General features: G+C 68.8%; 1 protein-coding gene. It reads right to left on the bottom strand.

What is annotated here, in order from left to right:
- Positions 1-465 (bottom strand): zinc-binding dehydrogenase (locus AC5P1B_RS35825; RefSeq protein WP_493892219.1); only part of this gene is annotated, 465 nt, incomplete at both ends.

Raw genomic sequence — 465 nt, 5'->3', positions numbered from 1 at the left:
TGCCCTCCGGATCAACCACCGCAGGAACCTCCAGCACCAACTTCCCCGTATGCCGCGCCTGACTCAAAAACCGCAACGCCTCCCGCGCCCGAGACAACGGCCACACCCGCACCGGCGCAGGACGCAGAGCCTCGGTGACGAACAAGTCGCGCAGTGCGCGGAGCATGTCCCCGATGCGGTCGGGGCCACTGTCGGGGACGAGGTCGAACGCCCGGTAGCGCACCCCGGGGTGCTCTGCCTCGACTTGTCCGACGTCGCGGAGGTCGGTCTTGCCCATCTCCATGAACCGCCCGCCCTCAGCGAGCAACCGCAACGACGCGTCCGTGAACGGACCAGCCAGGCTGTTGAGCACCACATCCACACCCCGGCCACCCGTCGCCCGCCGGATCACCTCCTCGAAATCGAGATCGCGGGAGGACGCCCGGTGCGCGGCGTCGATGCCCATCTCCTCCAGCACCGCGTGCT

It is taken from the genome of Streptomyces sp. A01, from assembly GCF_059026195.1.
This window is presented reverse-complemented; position numbering and strand designations above follow the sequence as displayed.